A 7,664-nucleotide genomic window follows, 5' to 3' on the forward strand; every position below is an offset into this window, starting at 1 on the left:
GTCTTCACTGCTTGTCTGCCGGCGCCATTTGGCGCGCTTCGACCTCCAAACGTGCGCGTAGACCCATGTTTCGCGCCCGTGAGGATGAAGGCTCCTGTGCGCGTGCGTCCGCACGCTATGACGATCGCCAGTTCGAAGCCGTCTATCGAAGGGAGGCGCCGAAGCTGCTTTCCTTTCTCAAGCGGCGCATCTGGATCGAGGAGGACAGGCACGATCTGGTGCAGGAGGCTTTCACGAGGCTGGTCGCGTCGCGATCCACCGCGGCCTCGAGCAATCCTGGCGCCTATCTGCAGGGAATTGTTCGGCATCTCCTCGCCGATCGCGTGCGCGCCTGGGCCAAGGCGCAATCCTTCGATCCTGTGGTCTATTCGGCCGGCAAGGACATTGCCGGACCGGACGCCATCGCGGAAATAAACGACATGCGGGAACGCTATCGACGGGCTGTCGAGACCCTCCCGCCGAGGACGAAAGAGGTATATTTGTTACATCGCGCTGAAGAACTGGGATATAGGCAGATAGCTGAGCAACTCGATATCAGTATCCGAACCGTGGAGTGGCATGTGGCTGAGGCCATTGTGCGCATCGGCAAGAGTATCGGAAATGCCCATGGCTGAGGACGATATGCCGGAGCCTATGCCGAGGATGGACCAGCAGATGCGTGAGGCATCCCTGTGGTTCGCCAGGATGCGGGGCCCTGATGCCGACGAGTGGCGCCCTCAGTTCGAGCAGTGGCTCGCCCTCGGGGCATCGCATCGGGGGGCGTATAACCGAGCTGGAGAGATATTCGCATTAGGGCGCTTCATGGCGGCCCAAGACCAAGACCAAACCGAAGCGAACGATAATGAGGAGAGCGGCCGCCATTGGAGATGGGTGGCAATCGCCGCAAGCCTGCTCCTGACCATCGGCATCGGAGGATGGATCGCAAAGGTGGAGCTACCTGGCATAGGAAACGCTCCGGTGCAGGTGGCACAGCCGAAGGTTAATCAAGCGGCCGAGCGCCAGCGCTATGCGACGCTGAACGGTTCCCGAAGGACGGTGCGGCTCGCCGATGGTTCGTCGGTCGAGCTCGATGCCGACAGCGAACTCTTCACGAGCTTCAGCTCTGATCGGCGCGAGTTGAAGCTCGAACGCGGTCGTGCCCGCTTTGATGTTGCACATGAGACCCGCCCCTTCGTCGTCCTGGCTGGTGGAGGAAGCGTGACTGCCCGCGGGACAGTCTTTGAAGTCAGTCTTGAGAGCGACAAGCGTGTAACCGTGAGGCTGCTGCGCGGTGCGGTCGACGTCGAGCGTCCCACCACTATCAAGGGAACGACCCGCCCGACGGCCGTCGCGCGTCTTGAACCGGGCGAGACCCTCAGTTTCGCGGCCATCACGCCGGCCGTGCTTCGATCCCCGCCGGGAAGGGCTGAGCTTCAGCCTCTCGCCCCCCTACCGGACATCTCGGCCGTCCGTGAGTACGAGCGTACGCCCCTGGCTGCAGTGATTGCCGAAGCCAACAGGGATTCTGCGACCGCTATCCGTCTAGGCGATCCGAGCATCGGCACATTGCGCGTTAGCGGCCGATTCCGGGTGACTGACGCGGATCAGGTCGCCGATCGGCTGGCGACACTGTTCGATCTCGAAGTCGAAAGGACCAAACCGGACGAGATCACGCTCCGGAAACGATAGCCGAGAAACTTTTTTACCTCCTACCCCGTAGGTTGCAGTTTTGTTGCGATGCTCCCTGAAAATCCCGCCAAATTGTCGGGAATTTCAAAGGGGCAAAAGATGGTTCGAATGGGGTCTCGGTTTCGGTGCGTGCTCCTTGCAGCGGTGGCGGTCGGTTCGCTGGTGCCGGTCGCCCCTGCTCTTGCTGCGGAAGAGCGGCGCATCGAGTACAACATCGAGGCCGGCGACCTGGGCGAAGCCCTCAAGATCGTGAGCCGCCTGTCGGGGAAGGAGATCATCTTCAACTCCGAGGCGGTGCTCGGGAAAACCGCTCCCCGATTGCACGGACCATTCAGCGCGGATGACGCCGTCCATGTGCTGCTGGAAGGGTCTGACCTCGTCGCCCAATACCGAAAGGATGTCATCATCATCAGGGGGCGATCGACGCCGTCGGGCGATCTAACCGATCGCTCGGCGGACGTCACCGACATCGTCGTGACCGGTTCGAACATTCGCGGAGTGGTACCCGCCGGATCTCCTTCGATCACAGTCGATCGCGCAGACATTGATCGTAGTGGATATGGAACCACGCAACAGATCCTTCAAGCGCTTCCGCAAGTCTTCGGCGGCGGCCCAAACGCAGCGACTTTTGGTATAAGCAACGTTAACGACTCCGCCTATGGCGAGTATCAGGCCTCGACCGTAAATCTGCGCGGTCTCGGCGCTTCCTCGACCCTTGCGTTGGTCAACGGACACCGGGTCCCGCTCGGCGGATACGGCACGTTCGCGGACATCTCGCTAATCCCGACATCGGCAATCGAGCGGATAGAGATTCTTACCGACGGCGCGTCCGCGATTTATGGATCAGATGCCGTGGCCGGCGTGGTCAACCTAAAATTGCGCGAACACTTCGAAGGTGCAGAATCGAGATTTCGGTTCGGCTCCGCCGATGGCGATTTCAACGAGATACAGGTTGGACAACTGTTAGGGCATTCTTGGAGCACAGGACATGCCCTCCTAGCATACGAGTATTTTCATCAAGGCAATCTCCCGGCGTCCGACCGACCATATGCTACCGAAGACCTCCGCAGGTTTGGCGGAAAAGACTATCGCGGAGGCTACAGTGCGCCAGGTACGATTTACGCCGGTGGCCGTCCCTACGCTATTCCAACCGGGCAGGATGGACGCAATCTCGATCCGCCTGACCTAATCGCTGATCAGATCAACCGGGGCGACTCGCGCGCGGGATCTGACCTGCTACCCGATCAAACCAGGCACAACGTCTTCGCGATGGCAGAGCAGGAGATAGGGCCGTCGCTACGCATCCGGGCCGAGGGCCTCTATGCCCGGAGGAACTTCCTAACGCACGCACGGAAAGATCAAAACTCCCGAATAACCGTTCCTGCGTCTAACCCGTTCTATGTTGACCCATTAGGCACGGGACTCCCCGTTCAAGTCCAATACGACTTCTCGAACGATCTTGGCCCTTATTCGAGAAAGGGTCACTCAGAATCAATCTACGGGACTCTGGAAGCTGATTTGCGACTCGGGACGTGGAATGCCAGCGTCACAGGCACGCATGGGCAACAATCAGATCGCGACCTCACGTTCAACATCCGCAACACCTATCGGCTGGCACAAGCTCTGGCCGATAATGACCCGAATACCGCTTTCAACATCTTCGGCCCAGGTGGAAACAACAACCCCGCCACGATCGACAAGATCAATGGTTCGTACACATTTGCCGCACGCTATCGCTTCAGTAATGTCGTTGGAAAGGTTGATGGTCCAGCATTCACGCTTCCTGCGGGAAAGGTTCGCCTTTCGCTCGGGGCAGAATATCGGCGCGAAACGATTTCTTCCACATTGATCCAAGACACCACCACCGCTGCGCCCGTCTCCCGCTCATATTTCCAAGTCCCTGGCCCCAGAACCATGGAGGGTTTTTTCGGCGAGGCCTTTATTCCGGTCTTCGGACCCGACAACGGTCTCCCCGGTCTGCGGCGCCTCGACATTTCTCTCGCGTTGCGCCGCGAGCACTACAATACCTTTGGAACGACGACGAACCCGAAGGCCGGGCTCGCGTGGGAGCCAGTTAGTGGGCTGCAGTTCCGGGCTTCATACGGACGGTCGTTCCGAACGCCTTCTTTCATCAATCAGGATCAAAGTCCAAGCACCAGGTTCTATCAGCCGATAGCCCTCCCAGATCCAAGTTCTCCCCGGGGACAATCGAATGTTCTCGTGGTGATCGGAAACGATCCTAACCTTGGCCCGGAGAAGGCCCGCACGTGGACACTCGGGCTTGACCTTAAGCCACAATTTGCTCGCGGCTTCGCATTCTCGCTCAATTATTTTAACGTTGTCTATCGGGACAGAATAGTCGACCCATCCGGAAATCTCGTTAATTTTCTCTCACAGCAATCTGTATATCAGCCACTGCTTAACGAAAATCCGGATCCGGCGCTTGTCGCGCAGATTTACTCGAGACCGGAGTTTGCCAATCCCGACGGGATTTCGGCAAGTAGCATCGACGCCATCGCCAACGCACAAGTGCAGAACCTGTCGTCTGTGAAGGTTTCCGGTATCGACTTTGACCTTTCCAAGTCCTTGCCGGCATTTCGCGGAAAATTGGAACTGGGTATCTCGGGCTCATACCTGTTTGAAATTAGCCAAGCGATCACCCCATCGGCACCCAGCCTTGATTTTGTTAGCACGATCGGATTTCCAGTTGACTTGAAGTTTCGTGCCCGGGCGCTATGGCAATCAGACCACTGGAGCGCGGCAATGTTCGCCAACTTCGTTAATCATTACACTAACACGCTCACCTCTAAACCAACGAACATCCGCTCCCAGATTACGATTGACGCATCTATTTCGTATTCCATCCCAACGACGAAGAGTATTTTCTCCGGCGTCGCTTTTCAGCTCAGCGCTACCAATCTGTTCGATCGTGACCCTCCATACGCGGAGTTTGTGACGGGAACGTCGGCTGTCGGCTTCGATCCAGAAAACGCAAGCGCAGTCGGCCGCGTTGTAGCGGTCCAAGTGATCAAGAAATGGTAAAATGCGCATTTAGGTGGCTTGTATTGCTCACACTCATCGCGATGCCAATTTCGGCACATGCGGGGCCGACACTTAGAGAACTCGTCGAGATCGCCGACCTCGATAGCTTATCAATCTCTCCTGACGGAAAAAGCGTCGTGTTCCGGATCGTTCGGCCTTCCGTCGACCGCAACATTGTCGCTCTAGACTGGTTTATTCTCCATCTAGAAGGCGGACGGATGCACGCTCCAGACCCATTGTCCGGGGGTGGAGACGCCGTCTTCAACGATGTCGGCGTCCTCACGACGGAGCATCCAGTTTGGTCCCCCGACTCGCGATGGATCTATTTTCGAAAAGCGAGGGATGGAGCGGTGCAGGTCTGGCGCGCTTCCCGAGATGGACGCACGCAAGAACAGGTTACCAACCTAGCCGCCGACGTCGATCGATTTCGCATCTTGAACAATGGCGCGATGCTCATCGCAGAGCATGGTCCTGATCGGAGCGCAACCAACAGAGCTGAGCGAGATGCTTATTTGAGCGGGGTTCTATTCGACGGCTCGATCGACCCAGGACAAGCGTTGTTTTTGGGTGGGAGCATCAATGGCAGACCTGCCACGCAACGCTTGCACGGTGACTGGTTCGATCGCTGGGGTCTCTTGGACGGTGAAGCCCGGCAATTCACGTCAATTAATCTTGTGACCCACGCATCGGCCGCTGCTACCGGCGACGAAATTGACGCCTTCCAAGCCGGGCTCGAAGCCACAAAGTTCGAGGAACTAACGTCCACTCTGGCAACTAAATCCACCGACGGAAAATGGATCGCGACCCTTTCGCAAAGCGGGGCTGCATCCTCAATCCGTGTGGCCGAAGAGCACGGCCACCGGCAGTCGTTTAGCTGCCCGCCCGCTATTTGTGGAACAGGCTACGTGTCCGCGATCTCATGGAGACGGGATACAACTTCGTTGATTGTTTTCGTTTCGGACAAGTCGAAAGGCACTACGCTTTTCCTATGGCGCCCTCAGGCCCGGCGGGTCAAGCGGCTGGTGGCGACCGAAGGGCGCCTCTTTGGAGACCTGCAAGCAGGCTCAAGTTGTCCATCAGCAGGGGAACGAATGTACTGTGTATTTTCGGATTTCCGCTCGCCGCCATCGCTGGTCGAGGTTGATTTGCGACGAGGAGCTATACGCGAAATCTTCTCGCCAAATTCCGCCGTTCAGGCGCTGCAGGCAACGAGGCTTTCGTGGCGGGACGCGGATGGACATGATTTTTCCGGTATCTACTTCCCGGCCTCGGGCTCCAAGCCAGCTAACGGCTATCCCATCTTTATCAATTACTATAACTGTGCGGGATATCTCAAGGGAGGCGTAGGAAACGAATATCCGTTCTCCGTTCTCGCTGAACGGGGCGTTGCTGCCCTTTGCATCAACAAGGTGAGCGCATCTACGACCGGCCAGGATTATGACGCAACGAGCGACTATCAAGTGGGCCTAACCGGGATATCGGCGATAGTAGAGCAGCTATTTCGGCAGGGAAAAATCGATAAACGCAAGGTCGGCATGGGCGGCCTGAGCTTCGGCGCGGAAGTCACGGCTTGGGTCGCGATGAAAAGCAGACTTCTCGGTGCAGCGAGCATCTCGTCAGGTCTTATTGAGCCGGAATATTTCTGGCTCAATATGGCACGAAATAATGCCATGCGCGCAAACTTCACTAAGTGGTGGAGGCTGGACGCGCCTGACGTCACGCCAGGAAGGTGGAAGGAGGTGTCTCCGGCGCTAAATACCGAGTCGATCTCGATCCCGGTTTTATTCCAGCTTTCGGAACAGGAATACCGCTACAATCTAGAGTTGTTCGGGCGGCTTGTACTTCGCGATCGCTGCGCTACGATGTATATCTACCCTGATGAAGCTCATATCAAAGCGCAGCCGCGACATAAATTGGCGGTCTACGAACGAAACTTAGCCTGGTTCGAGTATTGGTTGAGGTTCGGTGGTGAGGAAGTCGATCCGAGCGTTCAACATGAGCGCTGCGACGCCGCGCGAGGGCTGCTGCGTGCCGATAGATTGCCCGGTCTGGCTCATAATTGAAGGCGCTGCACCCAATACTCTGCCTCCAGAAGCTCGATGACGCGGTAGTGGTGGAGACCCGTCGGAGGTATGTCAGTGCGTGTCGCGACGTCAATCTCGACGCGATCAAGGAGGCCGGCTCCGGCGAGGCGGCCATCTAGCAGGACCTCCCGGATATGGCTCCGATTCTTCACGAAGATCCTGCTAAACAGCGAAGACAGACCTGCTTTCGAACGACGATCTCTAATCTCCAGGGGCAACATATGCGAGAAGGCGCGCCGGGCGACCGCTCGATCCCTGCCGCCGTTAATCCATTCCCAGGTTGGTATCCTCAGGCATGCTTCGACAATCGGAGTAGATAGAAGCGGCAAGACAAGCGGATGGTTGCGTTGTCGTGCGAGACCTTCCCCGTAGGATTGGGCTTTCGCTAGCAGGCGAATGTGCCTCTTCTTGCCGGGGAGTGTGTCGGCGGCCGCGCTAAGCCAAGGATGCACGGTGTCATCAGGACGCACTCCAGGCTCACGTACAAAGGTGAAATCGTACCCCCATTTGATCTCTGGAGGCTCGCGCAACCGCCTGACAAGATTTGCGAGAACTGCAGCGGTCGTGCTGTTTGTCAGCCGCCTGACGTCGTGAATGCCGGAAGCGATTTTCCCGAGCGGCGCCCGGCTAAGAAGCAAATCTGCAATCGGCGCCGCCGACGTCGAGAAGCAAAACACATTGTCTCCACCGCCGCCGTTGAAGAACGCATCGTTTCCGTTCGCCCGCGCGGCCGTTGAAATCAATTGGTCAAAATGTCTTGCAACCACGTGAGGACCGTAACCGTGTTCTGAAGGCCGCCTTGCGGGAAGCTGCTCCGCAGTGCTGATAGCCGCTTTTTGCGAGGAGCGGTGATGAGCGAGGATATCGAAG

The 7,664-nt window shown here is 57.6% G+C and carries 5 protein-coding genes; 4 read left to right on the forward strand and 1 reads right to left on the reverse strand.

The annotated features are described in order from the left end of the window. Positions 1–65 precede the first annotated feature (65 nt). From BHE75_RS17910 to BHE75_RS23515, 4 genes are all read left to right on the forward strand, one after another. Positions 66–614, forward strand: a complete 549-nt coding sequence (locus tag BHE75_RS17910; protein ID WP_070934664.1) for an RNA polymerase sigma factor — start codon at positions 66–68, stop codon at positions 612–614. After that, complete coding sequence (locus tag BHE75_RS17915) at positions 607–1,668, forward strand: FecR family protein (RefSeq protein WP_070936064.1); 1,062 nt, start codon at positions 607–609, stop codon at positions 1,666–1,668. The genes BHE75_RS17910 and BHE75_RS17915 overlap by 8 nt, the downstream gene beginning before the upstream one ends. A 129-nt stretch (positions 1,669–1,797) precedes the next feature. Beyond that, positions 1,798–4,710 carry a TonB-dependent receptor gene (locus tag BHE75_RS23510; RefSeq protein WP_191225218.1) on the forward strand — a complete coding sequence of 971 codons (2,913 nt, stop codon included), beginning with the start codon at positions 1,798–1,800 and terminating at the stop codon, positions 4,708–4,710. A gap of 23 nt (positions 4,711–4,733) precedes the next feature. Then, positions 4,734–6,773, forward strand: coding sequence for an Atxe2 family lasso peptide isopeptidase (locus BHE75_RS23515; RefSeq protein WP_191225219.1), 2,040 nt, complete (start codon positions 4,734–4,736; stop codon positions 6,771–6,773). On the opposite strand, the gene BHE75_RS23520 is transcribed toward BHE75_RS23515, so the two are convergent. Then, a partial coding sequence (locus BHE75_RS23520; RefSeq protein ID WP_254684492.1) for an asparagine synthase-related protein occupies positions 6,764–7,664 on the reverse strand: 901 nt, incomplete at its 5' end. The genes BHE75_RS23515 and BHE75_RS23520 overlap by 10 nt on opposite strands.

It is taken from the genome of Edaphosphingomonas haloaromaticamans (assembly GCF_001853345.1).
Taxonomy (GTDB): Bacteria; Pseudomonadota; Alphaproteobacteria; order Sphingomonadales; family Sphingomonadaceae; genus Sphingomonas_E; species Sphingomonas_E fennica.